This is a genomic window from Paraglaciecola mesophila (assembly GCF_009906955.1).
GTDB lineage: Bacteria > Pseudomonadota > Gammaproteobacteria > Enterobacterales > Alteromonadaceae > Paraglaciecola > Paraglaciecola mesophila_A.
Genome location: NZ_CP047656.1, coordinates 3,327,368 through 3,344,877 on the forward strand (window position 1 = coordinate 3,327,368; position 17,510 = coordinate 3,344,877).

Below are 17,510 nucleotides of genomic sequence, written 5' to 3' on the forward strand. Positions count from 1 at the left end.
CTTTTTTCGCTAAAAATAATTGCTGTTTTTTTGCAAAAAAGTGTTGATTAAATCTACATAACGCCTATATTCCGCACCATTATCATTGCCCAGACCATCTTACTGATGTGGCAAGCATGAGCTGTTAATTACCTAATTGATTTTGCTTGGCTTGTTGCGCTGATAGCGTGTCCTAAATACAAGTCAAATTGCTATTTGGAGCGCTGTAAACATGTTTAAAACGATTATTGTGGTTGATAACGCCGAAGGTTTCCCAGTACTAGATGCCACCGTTATTGACTTTGCCCAATACCTTGCCGACTACCCTAAAGTGGGCGAGCCCAAAACACGTATTATTAACCTTTGTGACACAGATAAATATTTGAGTCAGGGTTACTATTGTTCACTGTTAGCTGAAGCTCGCCAACACAAGGTGTTGCCGAGCGTGAATACTATCAATGACTTGAGCGAATCATTAACCGATCAAAGTGAAGTGTTGACCCCAGTGCCTAAATACATGAGCACGGATTTGTACGCGCATATTGATGACGACGTTCCTGAAGAGATTTTGCTGTTTTTTGGTTGGTCGCAAAATGAGCGTCACAAACGTATCGCTAAGCATGTGTTTGAGCGCTTTCCTGCTCCTATTTTGCGCTTAACCTTTAGTCGTGATGAAAAAGGTTTAAGTGTGCAGCCAAAGGCGTTAGGCATTCGCGAAATCGACTCTAGCCTGTGGCCTTTGTTCGCAGAGCGCTTAGAACACTTTACGCAAAAGTATTGGCGTAGTCGCAGTCACAAGAAGCGTTTTCGTTGGGACATGGCTATTTTGGTCAACCCGGAAGAGAAAACCGCGCCTAGTGATAGTAAGGCTATTCAAAACTTTGTAAAAGCAGCAGAGCAAGTAGGCATTAGTGCAGAGGTGATCACAGCCAAACAAGGGCCAATGATCAGTCAATTTGATGCCTTGTTCATTCGTGAGACGACCGCGATAAACCACCACACGTATCAACTTGCCCGCAAAGGCGAGCAGGAAGGATTGGAGGTGATTGACGATGCAACCTCGATTTTGCGCTGTTGCAATAAGGTCTTTTTGCATGATGCATTTAGCTACAACAAGGTTCCCTCGCCAAAGAGCCGCTTTGTGTCCAATGCGAGTGACCTGACTTGTGAGTTGCTGGAGTCAGAGTTCGATTACCCTATGGTATTAAAATTACCTGAGAGCTCATTTTCGATTGGGGTTTGTAAGGTGGATAACCTAGTGGAGCTCAAGCTCAAGCTAGTGGAAATGTTGCGCCAGTCCGCTTTGGTGTTGGTTCAAGAGTTTGTGTACACAGACTACGATTGGCGCATAGGGGTATTAAATGGTCGTGCGATTTACGCTTGTCGTTACTTTATGGCGCGTAACCATTGGCAAATTTACAACCATAGCTCGAAGAAGCATTTCTCTGGCGATTTTGAGACCTTGCCAACCTTTGAGGTGCCCAAGCCAGTACTTGATGCGGCGATAAAAGCCAGTGCGATAGTGGGCAAAGGGTTATACGGTGTGGATATCAAACAAGTGAACAATCAGGTGTACGTGATTGAGGTGAATGACAACCCAAGCTTAGAGTCAAAAGTGGAAGATCTCTATTTGGGTAAAGAGTTGTACATGTTGGTGATGCAAGAATTCGCTAACCGTCTTGAGTTACGAGGTAGATAAGATGTCCCTTGGACACAAATTACAACAAGAAGACCTGGTTGACGTCGCCGTTGCTGAGGTTGCGCCATTAGCGCCAAGTAATGTGAAGAAGGTTATTGTGCGCAATGCTCACGTGGATGACATTACTCAGTTGGTTGCGTTAGAAAATGCCAGTTTCCAATCTGATCGTCTTAGCCAGCGCCGCTTTATGCATTGGCTAAAGGCGACAGATAATCACCGGGTTTTTATGGTCGCAACCCATGGAGAAAGCATTTTAGGATACGGCTTGGTTATTATGCGTAAAGGCACGCGTTTGGCGCGCTTATACTCTATTGCGGTAAGCAGCTCTGCACAAGGTATGGGGGTGGGTAAGAAACTACTGCTTGCCCTTGAGCAAAAAACCTTAGAGCAAGACAAACTGTTTATGCGCCTTGAAGTGGCGACGAACAACACGGGAGCCATTAAGTTATACGAGAGCTTGGGCTATCGCACCTTTGGTACTTACGCCAATTACTATCAAGGCTCAATAGATGCATTGCGTATGCAAAAGCCGATTCGTCAGAGTCTGTCTTTACAAACACTGCCCGCATACCCTTGGTATCAACAAACGACAGAGTTCACCTGCGGGCCGTCATCTTTAATGATGGCCATGGCCAACCTAAAGGGTGAGCTAGATATGTCACAATCTCTAGAATTGGATATTTGGCGTCAAGCCACCACTATTTTTATGACCTCAGGTCACGGAGGCTGTCATCCCATTGGGTTAGCTTTGGCCGCTCATCATTTGGGCTTTGAAGTAACGGCTTATGTGAACACTAAAGCGCCGCTGTTTATTGACGGCGTGCGCAGTGAACACAAAAAACACATCATGCAGGCGGTGGATCGGCAATTTTTACAACAAGCACGGGCCAACGGGATAAATATCATTTACACCGATCCTGACCTAAAAGCCTTACAGAAAGGCCTAGCCAACGGCGCGGCAGTGATTAGCTTAATCAGTACTTATCAGCTTGATGGGAAAAAAATACCGCACTGGGTAACAGTTACACACATAGATGAAGATTGTTTGTATCTCCACGACCCTGATCCAGACGATTTACACCCGCAGCCGATGGATTGTCAGCATATTCCCATTGCTCGAGAAGATTTCTTTAATATGTCGGCATTTGGTAAAAGCAAGTTGCGTACAGCATTGTTGATTTATAAAAAATAAATACAAATCAATCCCTTATCGTTTGTTTTTTGTAGGGTTTATTGGCTGGATTTACGCGCTTTTACGCCCGACGATTACTCAAAACGAGGTGATCTAACTCAACAATGCATGCGTAGAGTAAGTAATTCGCTAAGTTCTGCTTTTTTGGTCTGGCGTTTGCTTACGTACTTATCTAAACAAAAGTACTCAATTGTATATTTAACCTGAGTTGGCTTGTGATCTCTCCCATGCTCGAAGTATGGCTGTGATATACTAAAAACAGATAAATACTGTCTAATCACATATGAGGGTAAGCAATCAGTTTACTCTACAGTAACCGGTAGTCCATTTGCGATTCAATATGGCCTTAGGGCCAGAAAAATAACTAAAGCAAGAAATTTGGATTATTAGTACTCAAAAAGAAGGAATCAGCGTGTCTCAAATATTATTAGTCGATGATGATAAGGAATTTACCGACGTAGCGAGTAATATTATCGAGTTTTTAGGTCATGACGTCGAAATCGCCAACTGTTTAGAAGAAGCTTACAACTGTATCGAGTTTCAACGCTTCGACCACATATTGCTCGACTTTATGTTACCTGACGGTAGCGCGTTGCATTTAATTGATAAGTTAAACACGCAAGATAAAGTGCCATTTGTTACCTTGATCACGGGTCATCCGTCGGTGAAAAGTATCATTTCAGGGATGTGCGGCCCCAATGTGAATTATTTGGTAAAACCTTTGCAGCGTGAAGATCTTGAATTGGTGTTATCAGGTAAAACCAAGACAGCCAAGAAGGCTAAGTCGTCTGCTATTACCAAACATTTTGGTTGTTTAGTCGGCGAATCAGCCCCAATGCAAGAACTCTATGAAATGATAGAGCGTGTGGGGAAAACCAACGCCAATGTGATGTTAATGGGCGAAAGTGGCGTCGGTAAAGAAGTCGTCGCCCATGCCATACACACTGCCAGTAATGCCGAAGGTCCTATGGTCGCAACCAATTGCGGTGCCTTGTCTCGCGAACTGATTGGTAGCGAATTATTTGGCCACGAAAAGGGCTCGTTTACTGGGGCTGTAGGGCGCAAAATCGGTGTATTTGAGCAAGCTCAACAAGGCACCTTATTTCTGGATGAAATAACGGAAATGCCGTTAGAAATGCAGCCTAATTTGTTGCGTGTGCTTGAAAGCAAGCGTGTTACCAGAGTTGGGGCAGTAAAAGACATACCCGTTGATTGCAGAGTCATATCAGCGACCAATCGTACCGTTGACGAAATTGCCCAAAGTAAGGTTTTGCGTGAGGATATCTATTTTCGTTTAGCTGTTTTCCCTATTACTATCCCGCCGCTTCGTGAGCGCTTAGCTGATATACCGCTGCTAGCGACTGCCTTTATTGAGCAATTGAACGCCGAAAATGATACGAATTTCGAATGGAAAAATACTCAGCTTGATCAGCTAAAGTCTTACGCTTGGCCGGGAAACATTCGGGAATTGCGCCATGCTATTCACCGTGCTTTCATCATGAGTGATCCAACCGGGACGGAAGTGACTCTGCCGAAAAACTTTGAATCCCCCTTCGCTAAAAATCAAACGTCGACTAATCAAGTTACTGCTGGGCAAACGATCGATGATGTTGAAAAAGAGCTGATTCGCGTCACTTTAGAAAAGGTAGAAGGTAACAAAACACTCGCTGCTGAAATGCTGGGGATCAGTACTAAGACCTTATATAACCGTTTAAATGCTTGGGAAAACCAAGCTCAAGGGTAAATCATGCAACCAACACGAGAAACGCCGCCCGTTACCACAAATACCTTGATACATGACGTGCGCAACCCGTTAAATCGTATCTCAATGCAGGCTGAGATGGTAAAACTCGTGTTGGAGAATGACATGCCTAAGGAAAAGGCGATAGCCGCTTTAGATAAAATTCTTGCTGCCTGCCAAGACAGCAGCGCAGCCTTGCAAAAGTTGTCGGAGCATTCGCGTACAAACAATGACGGATAAGTGCTTTCTGTTGACCCAATGAGTTTATGTCACGTAAGCGCTCGGCAAACTATCCATTCAAAAATGATGTTAAAGGGATACAAATGCAAGTAAAACGCTTGTTTGGCAACACAACAGCAACATGGATCATCATCTCGATAATCGTTGTGGGTATCATTGGTATTAACCTGTCTATTGCTTTGAACACAGTGAACCAACTTTCGTCGGTTCAAAACAGCCTAGATAAAACAAGTAATATAATCGTACGTCTTGAAAGCCTTCATTTGTCTGTGGTGGTTGCCGAGTCTGGTCAACGCGGTTATCTGCTCACAGAGTACGAAGAGTACTTGAATCCTTATCATGCGGAGTTGCAAAACCTCGACGAAAAAATTGCCTTAGTGAAAGACATCGACTCCGAGATAGCAGGGCAAACTGAGCGCATAGCAGACCTACTACTGTTGGTGGATGCAAAGGTAAAAGAATTAACCAGTACGGTTGATTTAGCCCTTGAAGAGCGAGAAAAGACGGCATTGCGGCAAATTATGACCAACCGTGGGCGCGACCTTTATCGTGAAATTCGTAAATCAATGCAGAACTTAATCGATACCGAATACCATCATCGCCAAGATCTTTACACACAACTAAAGCAGATCCAAAGAGATGCCAAAGTGAATTTCGGCGTTTCAGCGATCACCAGTGGTTTATTAGTGATTGGCATGTTTTTAATGGCACGTATCAATTTGACCATTAGCAACCGCTATCAAGACGATTTAGAAAAACAGAATGAATTGCTGCAAGAAAAAGTGAATTTGCGTACTCAAGAATTAACCGTCTATTCAGAAGAGCTTTCGCGCAGTAACCGTGAGCTAGAAGACTTCGCTTTTGTTGCTTCGCACGATCTGCAAGAGCCTCTGCGTAAGATTCAAGCATTCAGCGACAGACTAACCACCATATACAAAGATAAGCTAGACGAGCGAGGGGTCGACTATATTAAACGTATGACTTCGGCTGCATTTCGTATGTCGACCTTAATAAATGATTTACTTGAGTTTTCTAGGATTACGACTCGAGGAAAAGATTTTGTTGAGGTAGAGTTAGACAGTGTTATGGCCGAAGTGTTAGGTGATTTAGAAATTGCTATTAGCGAAAGTGGAGCGCAAATAGATATCGAGCCGCTGCCTAAAATCTGCGCTGATCCTAGTCAAATGTATCAGCTGTTTTTGAATGTGTTGTCTAATGGCTTGAAGTTTCGCAAGTCGGATGTGGCACCAAATATAAGGATCACAGCGGAACATAAAACGCTGCATGATGAGCTTCAGCACATTGATGTGCCCAGCTGCATCATTACAATAAAAGACAATGGTATTGGTTTTGAGCAAACCTATGCTGATAAGATATTTTCGCCGTTTCAGCGTTTGCACGGACGAACGGCGTACAAAGGTACTGGTATAGGTTTAGCCGTGTGCCGCCGAATCGTTGAGCGACACGGAGGCTCAATATCCGCCTTAAGTGCCCCAAATGAAGGTGCACAGTTTACCGTTAGCTTGCCAATTGATGCTGTCGTCAACAAATACATGGGAGAATAAAATGCCGTTTTCAAAAGCAAAACCAATCGTCATCTTAATGGCTGACGATGATGAAGATGATCGCCTGTTGGCCCAAGATGCCTTGCGTGAGAGTCGTGTATTAAATGAGCTACATTGCGTTGAGGACGGCGTAGAGCTGTTGGAATATTTACGTAAAGAAGGTAAATACAGTGAGCCTGATGCAGCCCCAAGACCAGGATTAATTTTGCTGGACTTAAACATGCCGCGTATGGACGGACGGGAAGCGCTTGAGCAAATTAAGCTAGACCCAGAGCTTCGTAGTATTCCTATCGTCATTTTAACCACGTCAGCGCAAGAAGAAGACATGGTAAAAGGTTACGATTTAGGAGCCGCCTCGTATATTACTAAACCGGTTACCTTCGAAGGGCTCGTGGCTTTGATGAGTGCTTTAGGTAAGTATTGGGTTGAGTTCGTAGAGCTACCTAGTAGCAATATCTAAGGCAGCGCAGCCCATGTCCCAGTCAGTTTCACGCTTATTGTTAGTCGAAGACGATGAAGATGATTACATTCTTGCTCGTGATTACATTGAGCAGTTAAGTACTTTGGCGTTTGAAATTGATTGGGTCACAAATCAACAAGACGCCTTAGCGAAAATGGCTGAAAACCGTCACGATATTTGCCTGTTAGATTACCAACTGGGGGCTGAGAATGGTTTAACCGTTTTGAAACTCGGTATAGAAGCAGGGTTTACATCGCCGATCATCATGCTAACAGGGCAAGCTGATGAAGAAGTGGATATGGCCGCTTTGGACGCAGGCGCTGTTGATTACATGATAAAAAGTGAACTCAGTAGCAGTCGTTTCGCAAGAGCAATACGTTACGCATTGGCGCGACGCGAGATCGAAAAAGAGCGTGTAGATCGGCTTAAGGCTGAGGCTGAAAATCGCTCTAAAGATAGATTTTTAGCCCACCTTAGCCACGAATTACGCACACCGCTAACGTCAATACTTGGTTATACCGAGCTATTGATGGACTCAAAATTAGGCCAGTCAGCTCAGTCTGAATTATCAATCGTATTGAATAACAGCAAGCACTTACTGAGCTTGCTAAATAATATGCTGGATTTATCGAAAATTGCTGCCGATAAGCTAGAGTTGAACCTGAGTGAGGTTAACCTCGACGCCATGATAGCGGACGTGTATGCGCTGATGACGATCCCCGCTATGGATAAGGGCCTTACCCTCTCGGTAAGTTCTGCTACGCCATTGCCGCTAAAAATTACCACTGATGCGACACGCTTTCGCCAGGTGCTTATCAACCTCATTAGTAACGCGATTAAGTTTACTGAAAAAGGCAGTGTAGAGGTTAATTTGTGGAGCGAAAAACGTAACGAAACGGACTTTTTATACTTCACGGTTGCTGATACAGGCATTGGTATTCCCAACGAGCAGCTTGGCAGTATTTTTAAACCGTTTGAGCAAGTCGCAGATGTAGTGTCAAGGAATCAAGGGGGTAGCGGCTTAGGGTTAGCAATTTGCAATGAGCTGGTCTCAAAAATGGGCGGCGAAGTAAGCCTCACCTCTGAATTTGGCAAAGGCAGCTGTTTTACTGCATATATTGAGACAGGCGATATCAGCCAAGTGCCCCATGAGGTGCTGAAATTCGATACTCAACCGTTAACATCCAAAGAAGTAAATAACCAAAGTTACCAGGGAAAAGTACTTGTGGTTGACGATGTGAATGATATCAGGATGCTAGTAGGCCACATGCTTTCAGGAATGGGACTACATGTAGAGTATGGCAAAAATGGCTTGGAGGCACTTGATAAGATTACTGATGCGCACAATGAAAGCGTGCCTTATGATTTGGTCTTGATTGATATTCATATGCCAGTCATGGATGGCTCAGAAGCGATTAAACACATCAGGACGAATGGTATTGACACACCGATTGTGGCCATGACAGCAGCCACAATGAAAGGCGTACGTGACCAGTTAATTTATCAAGGTTTCACAAATGTAATTGAAAAACCGATAAACCCTGAGTCGTTAATGGTTGTACTAGGCACCTACCTACAACCCGGCGCGGCAGAAAATTTGCTAACGCCAGATGATAGTCAACTTAAGCGACATAGCACTACTGAGCCAAGTGAGCAGCATATCTTGTTAGTAGAAGATGACCCAGATGCTGCGGATATTACGGCCTTGTTATTAGAAAACTTAGGTGTAGATGTACATATTGCTCATTCAGGAAAAGAGTGTTTAGCCGTGTTTAGTCAGCGCAATGATTGGAGTAAAGTGCTGATGGATTTAAACTTACCGGATGCGAATGGATTAAAGCTGGCTAAAGAGTTACGTAAGAATGCCCCACAGCTTGAGATGGTGCTTTTAAGTGGTGAGGAGCCCAACAGCAGCGAAATGGCTGAAGCTGAAATTTCCAAATTTATCTTAAAACCCATCAATAAACAGGTCTTAACTGATTTAGTGAAAGGCTAAAGCAGCGCGTACTAACGCTGTCATCTCAATAGTAAATTCTCCAAATTCAATAAAGTAAATAGCCCACATACCCAGTACTTGTGCTTTGCGTTCTTATTATTTAATGGAATTGGTATAACAACGCATTAATAAACGACCGCTGGACGCATTGCCAGTGGTCGTTTATTAACGCAGATTGAGATTATTCAGTGTTAATTTGAATCCGTTGGGGCCACAGATAGTAGCAGTATCAAGTGTGGTTTAACGCACGGCCCCAACGAAAGGGGTAGTGAATTAGCCTACTTACAGTGACCTACTTCGTAGGGTGATTATCGCAATGCTAATTCAGCAATTTTTTCGCGCTGCTAGTCAGCAGGCGCTATATCGTGTTTAAAGCAATTTCTATGCAAAATTTTAACTGTTTGATTTATTTAGTTAATATCTTATGTTGTTGATTTTTTGTGCACAAGCTTGTGAAAAATTGCGACACTTTTGAGCGTATTTACAGGGTAAAGTCGTTTCATATGCATACTCTTCTTATGATGCTGTGGACGTATTTTTGGGTTTCACAAACTTTTTCAACAACACGGGCAGTAAAGTCGTGTCGGTTATGAACGCGAGTAGCATTGCTAAGCTAGTGAGTAAACCAAATAGGATGCTGGGTACGAAGTCGGAAAAGCTCAACAAAGAAAAACCAATGGCGATAATTGTTGTCGTGTAAATCAGTGCATATCCTACAGATTTGAAGGTTTTATCGATGGCAGCCTGATTGTCTACATTGCGCTGGTTTAATTCTTCTAAGTAGCGATGAACGAAGTGTATGGTGTCATCGACGGCGATACCCATCGCAATAGCAGAAATGGTGATGGTCATTAAGTCCAGAGGGATGCTTAACCAACCCATCACGCCGAGGATCACCAGCGTGGTCAGTATGTTCGGCAATACGGCGATTAAGGCGACTTTTATGGAGCGGAATATCACCAGCAAAACAATAAACAAAGCACAAAAAACTAAGCCAAGTGTCATTATCTGTGAGGCGAATAAGCGTTGTAGAATATCTTGATAAAGAACAAATAAGTTAGTCAGACTGTAACTGTCAGGCGCAATATCAAGCATGTCTAAATCGCTACGAAAGGTGTCTAAAAATTCTGCGCGATCAAAGTTTTCTGTACTGTCTTGAATACGGGTGCTAATGCGCAATTGGTTATTCTCTGGGTTAAAATACGCACCAAGCAATTGCTCCGTCAAAGACTCATCTAGTAAGGTATAAATAACGGTCAATTCGTATTCTGTGAGCGGTTTTCCTTGGTTTATTTTTTTGGCTAACTCGGTGAAATTGACCACAGAGGTAATATTGCCGGTTGCGTCATACTGGCGCATAACATGTTGAATTTTTTGCAAGGTTTGAATGGTCTTAGCGCTCATAACGAGATCATCCCGGCGCTCATCCTCAGGGATAGTATAAATGAGATCTAACGGCGTAGAGCCTCCAAATTCCTGATCAATAAACTCTAATTCAGTGCGTACCTGAGTAGACTCTTTGAAGTAGTTCAGAAAACTGTTTTCTACATCTAGTTTCAATATGCCAAATATAGCGCCGCCACCAACAACCAATGTCGTCAGTACAATTAGGGTAGGATACTTTAGAGTAAACCCACTTATACCTGACACGATATACTGGCTAAAGCGGCTCTCGTGGCTATCGCCTTTGCGCTTGAATGAGGCGAGCACCGCGGGGAATAACAACAAACTGACACAGATAGAGACACCCATAGCGACTATCATCATCCAACCGAAACTCACTACTGGTTGAATACCACTAAATAGGAGAGAGGCAAAGCCGACACTGGTGGTGATCCCAGCATACAGGCAGGGTTTGAACTTATTGACGAAGGTTTGGTGTAATAAAGCTTGTTGGCTTGCTTCACTGTCGGCTTCTTCTCTTTGCCTGAACTCCACAATGAGGTGCACCACCACGGCTAAGGTCAGTATGAGTTGAAGCGCGATAAAGTTTGATGAAATAACCGTCGCTCTCAAATCCAATAGGCCAAACAAACCTACGGTTAATATTACGCTCAAGCCACAGCATAAAAGAGGCAGGATCACCCAGCGAATTTTCCTGAACAATAAGAACAAAATTACACAAATCGCTAAACCAATTGCACTACCAAAAATTTTTAAATCACTTTGAATAATGTCGATCATCTGTTGACCGAGCACATATGCGCCGCCTAAATATAAATCTGAATCATCTTTATACGGCTTGATGATTTGGTAAATCTTTTCAATTTCCTGCTGACGAGTTTGCTTAAGCTTCTCTTCTATGGGCTGGGCTTTTGCTTTTAAGGTTTCTATTTTCTGTTCGTCTTGCTCACTCAGTTCGCCATTTTCGTTATCAAGGATCTTTTTTTGAATCGCGATAATTTGGCTTTGAATTTCAAGTAATTGTGAGTTCGGTTTAAAGACGATCTGCATCGCAGTGGCGGTTTGATCTTGATTGACTAATAAATCGGTGAACAAAGGATGGTCTGTGAAAACCTCGCGCATTTTCTCAGCAGAATAACGATTTTCCTGCCATGTCAGTTGGTCTGGCTCAAGGTTTGGGTCTAACTTATCAGTTAGCGTCAACAGAGGAACATTCAGTATATTGGTCACTTCGCCTACTCTAGGAAGCGTTTTTAACTCGCTTGAAATCTGCTGAATATCATTGAAAGTTCGTTGACTGAAAAGGGCGTGGTTTTTCGGCTTGTAGGCAACCAAAATAAATTCTTGCGGGGAGAACCGTTCGTTCACTACCTGAGTTTCAACAAATAATTTATTGTTCTTAATAAGTAAGGTATCTGCCGATGCATCAATTTTAAATTGCTGTGCAGACCAAGCAGCTAAACCACCTAAAATGGCAAAAGCTAATAATATTAGTTTTGCATGTCGAATGATAACGTCAGCTAAAAATTTGCTCATTCAGTGCTTACTCCTGTGACGATGCGGGCGCATCGTCTGCTAACTCTGATGGTGTGCTGATTGAATTATTATCATCATCATCATTCGTGCTTGGCTCAACATTCTGTTGCTGTTGGTTTTCTGCTGGGTATTGCTGATCACGCAACATACTTTGCATGTACAAGTTTCGGAAAAAGATATAAGGATCATCTGTTTCTTTACGCAGTTCTTCGTAGGTCGGGGCTTCGGGCGCAAATGCGTGGAAGCCACCATATGATTGAATATATAAAGTCTCAGGACTTTCGGCAGCATATTGAATGGGATGAAATACGGATTCTGTGATGGTCGAAAAACCATTGCGTAGGTCCGACTGTCCCAGTACAGGGAGCACGAGATAACTGCCATAACCTACATCATATTTGACTAAGGTGTCGTTAATTGTGGACACCTTTTCATCAATTTCAAACCAAGCTGTAGCCGGGTCAAAAAAGCCTAGAAGCCCCACGGTCGAATTGATAAGAAAGCGACCAATGCTTTTTCCACTGTCACTTACTTCCCCCTGGAACAACTGATTCAGGGCGTTAAGGGGTTCGCGAATATTGCCAAAGAAATGGCCAACACTGGTTCGTACAGGATCGGGAACCACATTTGTGTAACCTTTTGCAGCAGGAATTAATACGTACTCAAACAATTTGTCGTTAAAGGCAAAAATAGGCCGATTGATGAATTCTAAAGGGTCATCGAAAGCGATATTCTCACTGTAACTGACGCCCTGTGCATTGTCCGGTGCCGGATAACTGACCACGGTTGGTTCGATGGATTGTGTGCCGTGAGAACTATTGACGACCAATTCACTGCCAGCTTTATTAGAAATCTCGGCCTGTTCGGGTACTTGCTCCGGGGAGTGTGAACTACATGCGCTCAGGAATAATGTTGTACTGAGTAAACTCCCTGAAATGAACTTTTTCAAAAGGTGATGAGTTAGCAAACTGTTATTCCTCTTTATATAACTGCGAAAGCGTTTTTAGCGGCGAGAGCGTCAAGTAATAACAAGAGTTTCACGCAAAATTATCGTAAAGACAGTTAATGTTTTTGAATTATTTTGTCTTTACGCAATAGGGTATGTGCAAATATACAAAATCTGTTCCATTCATAACTAATTGTTTTATATAGTTAAATTTTAATTTCGTTAATCGATCAGGGTTTACCTAGGAAAAATATACCTAGTCGTAGCGACAAAGTTACCGATTTTGCTGAGTTTCTTCTCTAGCAAAGGCAACCTATTGTTATATAGCCAGAATAAACGAGATTTTCCTCATATTTATCAGATGCTTGCTGTTTGTGGTTTGGTACTTGCTATGTGTTGTCCGAAATTTGAAATAGCTTCCTAAGGATGACTCATGCAGTACAAATCAGTGTTATTTGGTCTTTTTGCCACCCTTTCTCTTCTATCGTTAGGGGGATGTTCTACTACTACCGAGGCGACTGTCACTCAAAAGCGTCAGGCAGTGCAAACGATGAACGACAAAGTGTTAACAGAATTATTTACTTTGAAACCCAGCGTACGCTCGCAAATCAACAGCGCCCCCGGCTATGCCGTGTTTGATAATGCCAATGTTAATCTTATTCTGGCTAGTTTTGGCGGTGGGTATGGTGTTGTAACCGACAATCAAACAGGCCAGCAAACCTATATGAAAATGGCGGAAGTAGGCCTAGGGCTTGGGGCAGGAATTAAAGACTTTCGGGTTGTATTCGTGTTTCACAACGAAGCAGTAATGTCGCGTTTTGTCGAAAAAGGTTGGGCGTTTGGCGCGCAAGCTGATGCTGCCGCAAAAGCAGGTGACAAAGGCGTAGCCAAAGGTGGCGAGGTGACCGTAGACAACATCACTATTTATCAGCTCACTGAAAGTGGCTTGGCGCTGCAAGCAACAGTAAAAGGGACAAAATACTGGAAAGACGACGAGCTTAATTAAGCTCGTTTGGCTATTGTCCACACTTGCTATATCGGCGTTTGGCTAATATCCAGGCCTGGCGGTTCTAACCAGTCTAGCTAATAACGGGTGCTGATTCAGTGAGTCTCAGTTATTGTTTTGCTATATCTGCGCTACTTGAAGGCTTTGCGGTGGTTTCACCGGCTGCATTTAAGGTGTGAATTTGGCCGACTTGCAATAAAGGCGCGGCATCTAGCGCTTCGGCGTCCATCATTTTTGCGATGCGTTGCATGGTAGAAACCAGTTGGGTTTGTTCCCATTCGTCTAACGACTCAAAACGATTAATGAAATGTTCTTGCAGCAAGGTGGGGGCATTATTAAACGCATTAGTGCCAGATTCTGTCAAACGAACGCCCACTTTACGTTTATCTATTTGTGAGCGCTCTCTGACCACGTATCCACGTGCCTCTAAGCGATCAAGAATGCTGGTTACTGTGGCCGAGCTTAAATTGATATGAGTGGCGATGTCTTTCACCATAACGTCATCGTTATTGTAAATTTCTTGCATAACGATTAACTGAGGACTAGTCAAACCAGACTCTTTACTGAGTTTTTTTGAATAAAGGTCTATGGCCCGTATTACGCGTCTTAGTGACACTAATAACTCATCGTATTTTTTCATTGCTGCTACCTGCTCTGACGTTAATCGCGAACCCTAGCAAATTTTAGCTTGAATGCAACATAAAGCACTTTTTCTCGCATGAAAAAGTGTAAATGGCAAATAACGCTCAAGCGTCGAAGTCATCTGTGCTAGCGGCGATGTAACTCACTCTATTTATGCTGTTTTTTAGGGCTCGGCTTAGCTTTTACTCCCTTTAGATCCAGATTTAGATTTGATCTTTGGACAGTAATTGAGCATAATACTTCGTGTACTAATTAATTGACCTGTAATTATCAGTGCACAACTTATCATTCATTTACGGAGATAAAATGAAAACGCTTAAAGCGATTGGCAATACGCTTACTAAACCTGCCACTTTACTTTTGAGTACTCTTTTTCATAAAACGAGTTTTTGGCTCTTGACCTGCATTTCTTTACTCGTCCTCGCTACTCACAACCAGTCTCGCGCTCGCACCAAAAGCCAAACCTCAGCTAGCCATTAATTAATACAATATGAGTTATATTTCTTTAGCAGTATATTTTATCGCTATGCTGGGGATAGGTGTGTTCGCTTATCGCCGGTCTACGAGCGATATGTCTGGATACATCCTTGGCGGTCGCCAAGTCAGCCCTCAGGTTACCGCGCTTTCTGCTGGTGCTTCTGATATGAGCGGTTGGATGCTTATGGGGTTACCTGGCGCTATGTTCGTTGGTGGCTTTGATAGCATGTTTATAGCTATCGGTTTGCTTATCGGCGCGTTAGCTAATTATATTTTGGTGGCGCCCAAACTTCGGGTGTACACAGAAGTGGCGAACGATGCTTTAACCATTCCTGAATTTTTTGCCAAGCGCTTTAATAATAAAGCCAGCAGCATTCGCATTATTTCAGCCGGAATTATAGTGATGTTTTTCACCTTATATACATCAGCTGGACTAGTCGCAGGCGGCAAGCTATTTGAATCCGCTTTCGGTTTAGACTATCAGCTTGGTCTTTTCATTACCTTAGGTGTGGTGGTGTCTTATACCTTGTTGGGGGGCTTTTTGGCCGTCTCTCTGACAGATTTTGTCCAAGGCTGCATCATGTTTATTGCGTTGGCATTAGTGCCTATCGTGGCATACCAGCAATTCACAGATGGTAGTGAAATGCTTGGTTTTGCTTATCAGTCTATTCCGTCATTCTCACAAACGATGAGCGATATCACCTGGTTAGGGCTGTTATCCAGTTTGGCATGGGGATTAGGCTACTTCGGACAACCACATATCATTGTTCGTTTTATGGCGATCCGTTCAGTACCTGCGGTTAAAACCGCGCGAAACATAGGCATGAGCTGGATGACAGTGACGATAGTAGGCGCTCTATCAACTGGTTTGGTCGGTGTGGCTTATGCTAATAAATTTAACTTAGTGGTTGATGATCCAGAAACCATCTTCATTATATTTTCTGAGCTGCTCTTTAATCCGATAATCAGTGGTTTCTTATTAGCCGCTATTTTGGCCGCCATTATGAGCACCATTTCGTCACAATTGTTGGTGTCAGCTAGTTCGCTTACGGAAGATATTTACCGCTTGAAAGCCGGTAATGACGTGAGTGACGAGCAAACTGTAAAAATGGGGCGGTACGGGGTTGCAGGTGTAGCAATCGTCGCGTTGTTATTATCACTGGATAGTAACAATAGTATTTTATCATTGGTTAGTAATGCGTGGGCCGGATTTGGCGCCGCATTTGGACCGTTAGTGTTGTTTTGCTTATACAAAGCAAATTTAACTCACAAAGCTGCAGTAGCAGGGATTATTTCGGGTGCCGTAACCGTTTTGGTTTGGATTTATGCACCGCTGCTACCCGACGGGCAAGCACTCTCTAGTGTGATGTATGAAATTGTTCCAGGCTTTATTGTTAGTGCGGGTGTTATCTGGCTTGTCAGTAAATTTGGTGAAGAACCAAGTCAAGCCACAGCCGCCATGTTCGATGAAACCAATCAGGTTTTAGCTAAACAACATTCAAATTAAGGAAACATTCAATGGATCTTTCACAATGGAAACGCGTTGTAATTAAAGTAGGCAGCGCGCTAATCGCACCTAATCGCAAAGGGTGCAGCAGTCATTACTTACTTAGCATAGCGCAGTTTATTGTGCGCTTAAGAGCCAACGGTGTTCAGGTTGTTCTTGTCTCCTCAGGCTCTGTTGCAGCAGGCTCGCATTTATTCCCAGAAACCGACAAGGTCGATATCGCCTTGAAAAAGGCAATGGCCGCTGCGGGTCAAACTGAAATGATGGCCACGTGGGACAGACTTTTTGATTTCCCTACGGCGCAGATTTTACTTACTCACGGTGATTTACGAGACCGTGAGCGTTACGTAAGTATTCGCGAAACGACATTTTCATTGTTGAATAACGGTGTGTTACCGATTATCAATGAAAATGACACAGTCACCACAGATGATTTAAAAGTGGGTGATAATGATAATCTATCGGCTATGGTAGCCGCATCTGCTGACGCAGACGCCTTGATTATCTGCTCTGACGTTGACGGTTTATACGACAAAAACCCGAATACCCATGATGATGCGGTTTTGCTTCCCGAAGTGACAACCATTGATAGTCGTATTTTTGCTATGGGTGGCGGTGCAACGAGTGCGGTAGGCACTGGGGGCATGAAAACTAAAATTGAAGCGGCTGAAAAAGCCACCTCTCATGGTATCGATACGTTCATTGTTAATGGTTTTAAAGCGACGACCTTTAATACCTTGCTTGAGGGGGAAAACCCAGGCACTCACTTTAGACCGTACGCGAAACCCATGCAGGAAGATGTGCATTGGATGACCCACACTGCATCAGAGCAAGGTGAGGTGGTAGTGGATAACGATTTTGATACCACGTTTGCGGTTGAAGGTGAACAACTCACTAGTGATGAAATTGTCGAAGTAAACGGTAATTTCTCAGTGGGTGATACCATTTTATTGAGAAAAGATGATGGAACGCGTATAGCGAAAGCGCGTTCAAACTACAGCAGTTGTCTGCTGAGTTTCATTGCGGACCAAGATGATCGGGAATTCGCTGATGAATTCCAAAATAGAACAGGTCCTATCATCTCGAAGAAAAATATCGCTGTATTGGAGAAACAATAAGC

Annotated in this window: 13 protein-coding genes; 10 read left to right on the forward strand and 3 right to left on the reverse strand. The window is 43.3% G+C overall.

Features of this window, described 5'->3' with window-relative positions:
* Nucleotides 1-211 precede the first annotated feature (211 nt).
* The 7 genes from FX988_RS14310 to FX988_RS14340 all read left to right on the forward strand — a co-directional run bounded on the left by FX988_RS14310 (nt 212) and on the right by FX988_RS14340 (nt 8,872).
* The gene (locus FX988_RS14310) at nt 212-1,678 is read left to right on the forward strand and encodes a RimK family protein (protein WP_160180823.1); all 1,467 of its coding nucleotides are present in this window, start codon (nt 212-214) and stop codon (nt 1,676-1,678) included.
* Between the two features lies 1 nt (nt 1,679).
* On the forward strand, nt 1,680-2,870 hold the full coding sequence (locus tag FX988_RS14315; RefSeq protein WP_160180824.1) for a GNAT family N-acetyltransferase/peptidase C39 family protein: 1,191 nt from the start codon (nt 1,680-1,682) through the stop codon (nt 2,868-2,870).
* Nucleotides 2,871-3,282: 412 nt separating this feature from the next.
* On the forward strand, nt 3,283-4,614 hold the full coding sequence (locus FX988_RS14320) for a sigma-54-dependent transcriptional regulator (RefSeq protein WP_160180825.1): 1,332 nt from the start codon (nt 3,283-3,285) through the stop codon (nt 4,612-4,614).
* A 3-nt stretch (nt 4,615-4,617) separates the two neighbouring features.
* Entirely contained in the window at nt 4,618-4,851 is a 234-nt protein-coding gene (locus tag FX988_RS14325) for a histidine kinase (protein WP_160180826.1), read from the forward strand.
* Nucleotides 4,852-4,934: 83 nt separating this feature from the next.
* On the forward strand, nt 4,935-6,416 hold the full coding sequence (locus FX988_RS14330) for a sensor histidine kinase (RefSeq protein ID WP_160180827.1): 1,482 nt from the start codon (nt 4,935-4,937) through the stop codon (nt 6,414-6,416).
* 1 nt (nt 6,417) lies between these two features.
* A complete protein-coding gene (locus FX988_RS14335) occupies nt 6,418-6,876 on the forward strand; it encodes a response regulator (RefSeq protein WP_160180828.1) in 459 nt (152 codons plus the stop codon).
* A gap of 13 nt (nt 6,877-6,889) precedes the next feature.
* A complete protein-coding gene (locus FX988_RS14340) occupies nt 6,890-8,872 on the forward strand; it encodes a response regulator (RefSeq protein ID WP_160180829.1) in 1,983 nt (660 codons plus the stop codon).
* A 516-nt stretch (nt 8,873-9,388) separates the two neighbouring features.
* Here the strand turns inward: FX988_RS14340 and FX988_RS14345 are convergent.
* The gene (locus tag FX988_RS14345) at nt 9,389-11,812 is read right to left on the reverse strand and encodes an efflux RND transporter permease subunit (protein WP_160180830.1); all 2,424 of its coding nucleotides are present in this window, start codon (nt 11,810-11,812) and stop codon (nt 9,389-9,391) included.
* A 7-nt stretch (nt 11,813-11,819) separates the two neighbouring features.
* Nucleotides 11,820-12,779, reverse strand: a complete 960-nt coding sequence (locus tag FX988_RS14350; RefSeq protein WP_160180831.1) for a VacJ family lipoprotein — start codon at nt 12,777-12,779, stop codon at nt 11,820-11,822.
* Nucleotides 12,780-13,191: 412 nt separating this feature from the next.
* On the opposite strand from FX988_RS14350, the gene FX988_RS14355 reads away from it, so the two are divergent.
* Complete coding sequence (locus FX988_RS14355; RefSeq protein ID WP_160180832.1) at nt 13,192-13,764, forward strand: YSC84-related protein; 573 nt, start codon at nt 13,192-13,194, stop codon at nt 13,762-13,764.
* A gap of 109 nt (nt 13,765-13,873) precedes the next feature.
* Here the strand turns inward: FX988_RS14355 and FX988_RS14360 are convergent, their stop codons facing one another.
* Entirely contained in the window at nt 13,874-14,404 is a 531-nt protein-coding gene (locus tag FX988_RS14360) for a MarR family winged helix-turn-helix transcriptional regulator (protein WP_160180833.1), read from the reverse strand.
* Nucleotides 14,405-14,896: 492 nt separating this feature from the next.
* Here FX988_RS14360 and putP point away from each other — a divergent pair, with 492 nt between their 5' ends.
* Both putP and proB read left to right on the forward strand, forming a co-directional pair.
* Nucleotides 14,897-16,390: a sodium/proline symporter PutP gene (putP, locus tag FX988_RS14365; RefSeq protein WP_160180834.1), complete on the forward strand. Its 1,494-nt coding sequence runs from the start codon at nt 14,897-14,899 to the stop codon at nt 16,388-16,390.
* 11 nt (nt 16,391-16,401) lie between these two features.
* Entirely contained in the window at nt 16,402-17,508 is a 1,107-nt protein-coding gene (gene proB, locus FX988_RS14370) for a glutamate 5-kinase (RefSeq protein WP_160180835.1), read from the forward strand.
* Nucleotides 17,509-17,510 lie beyond the last annotated feature (2 nt).

What these genes read in the sequence shown, in the direction of transcription:
- FX988_RS14355 (WP_160180832.1), top strand. Translation starts at nt 13,192, where the DNA reads ATGCAGTACAAATCAGTGTTATTTGGTCTTTTTGCCACCCTTTCTCTT.
- FX988_RS14310 (WP_160180823.1), top strand. Translation starts at nt 212, where the DNA reads ATGTTTAAAACGATTATTGTGGTTGATAACGCCGAAGGTTTCCCAGTA.
- FX988_RS14360 (WP_160180833.1), bottom strand. Translation starts at nt 14,404, where the DNA reads ATGAAAAAATACGATGAGTTATTAGTGTCACTAAGACGCGTAATACGG.
- FX988_RS14345 (WP_160180830.1), bottom strand. Translation starts at nt 11,812, where the DNA reads ATGAGCAAATTTTTAGCTGACGTTATCATTCGACATGCAAAACTAATA.
- FX988_RS14335 (WP_160180828.1), top strand. Translation starts at nt 6,418, where the DNA reads ATGCCGTTTTCAAAAGCAAAACCAATCGTCATCTTAATGGCTGACGAT.
- FX988_RS14330 (WP_160180827.1), top strand. Translation starts at nt 4,935, where the DNA reads ATGCAAGTAAAACGCTTGTTTGGCAACACAACAGCAACATGGATCATC.
- putP (WP_160180834.1), top strand. Translation starts at nt 14,897, where the DNA reads ATGAGTTATATTTCTTTAGCAGTATATTTTATCGCTATGCTGGGGATA.
- proB (WP_160180835.1), top strand. Translation starts at nt 16,402, where the DNA reads ATGGATCTTTCACAATGGAAACGCGTTGTAATTAAAGTAGGCAGCGCG.
- FX988_RS14325 (WP_160180826.1), top strand. Translation starts at nt 4,618, where the DNA reads ATGCAACCAACACGAGAAACGCCGCCCGTTACCACAAATACCTTGATA.
- FX988_RS14315 (WP_160180824.1), top strand. Translation starts at nt 1,680, where the DNA reads ATGTCCCTTGGACACAAATTACAACAAGAAGACCTGGTTGACGTCGCC.
- FX988_RS14340 (WP_160180829.1), top strand. Translation starts at nt 6,890, where the DNA reads ATGTCCCAGTCAGTTTCACGCTTATTGTTAGTCGAAGACGATGAAGAT.